Source organism: Variovorax sp. WDL1 (assembly GCF_001541225.1).
Taxonomy (GTDB): domain Bacteria; phylum Pseudomonadota; class Gammaproteobacteria; order Burkholderiales; family Burkholderiaceae_C; genus Variovorax.
Genome location: NZ_LMTS01000022.1, coordinates 1 through 937, shown reverse-complemented (window position 1 = coordinate 937; position 937 = coordinate 1). Strand labels below are relative to the sequence as shown.

Here is a 937-nt window from a genome sequence, read left to right as displayed (position 1 = left end):
AGTCCAGCGCGTAGCCCAACTCGCCCAGGCGGGCGATCTGTGCACGCAAGGCACGGCGGTCGATGGTCGAATCCAGTTTCACGGACTCGCCCAGCGGCCACAGCAGGCCGAACAGCGCAGCGTCACCGTCGTCGGTACTGCCAGGGGCAGCAGCCGCAGCAGGTGGCGGTGCTTCCACGCCGAATGGCGTGGTATCGACCATCGGGTCCGCGGACGCCTGCACGGGTGCGGGCTTGGCGGGCCTGGACGCTTTGGCGGGCTTGGCCGGTGTTGCCGCAGGCTGCGCCGCTTGCTCTTCATCGAGCGGATCGACGTCCTGGGTGGCGAAGCTGCGTGCTTCGTCGCGGCTGAGTTTGTCGATGCCGTTGAGCGTCATCCCGTCAAGGCTGGCGCGGATCTCGAACCGCATGCCGCCGCCGACCGGGTAGGACTTCGGGAAGATGTAGCGGATCACAAACTCCCCGTCGTATTTGCCTTCGGGGTATTGCTCCAGTTCCGGGTCTTTGACCTCGAACGTACCGAGGTGCGTGGCGAGGCGGCCGACCGTGAACGGGCCGTTCTTGCCACGAATGGTGCGCAGCGTGAGCTGGCCGGGGACGACGATGGGCGCGACCGATTTCTCGGATGCCGATGTGGCTGCCATGATGGTTCTCCTTCAAGAATAGGAAAAAGCAAGGCCCCGTGAGGGGCCATGCCGGATCAGAACGAAGCAGCCAATGCCGGCTCCTGCTCCTCGACTTGCGCCTCGGGCTCGCGCTCGGCGGGCTCGGCAGGCTGGTCGGCAGCGGGGTCGGCGGCCGTGTCGATGGCGTCGTCGGCTTCGGGCGCGGATGCGTCTTCGGCCGGCGGCGCCTCGGCTTGCGCCTGGCTCGTCGGATAGACCTGGGTGCCGTCGACCTTGATGAGACCGATGTGGACCAGCGTCGATTCCAGGCTT

General features: G+C 66.8%; 1 protein-coding gene and 1 pseudogene. Both read right to left on the bottom strand.

What is annotated here, in order from left to right; translation table 11 throughout:
- A partial coding sequence (locus tag APY03_RS02035; RefSeq protein ID WP_068673440.1) for a DUF3275 family protein occupies positions 1-643 on the bottom strand: 643 nt, incomplete at its 3' end.
- Between the two features lie 56 nt (positions 644-699).
- Positions 700-937, bottom strand: a pseudogene (locus APY03_RS02030) (DUF3577 domain-containing protein); the annotation flags it as partial.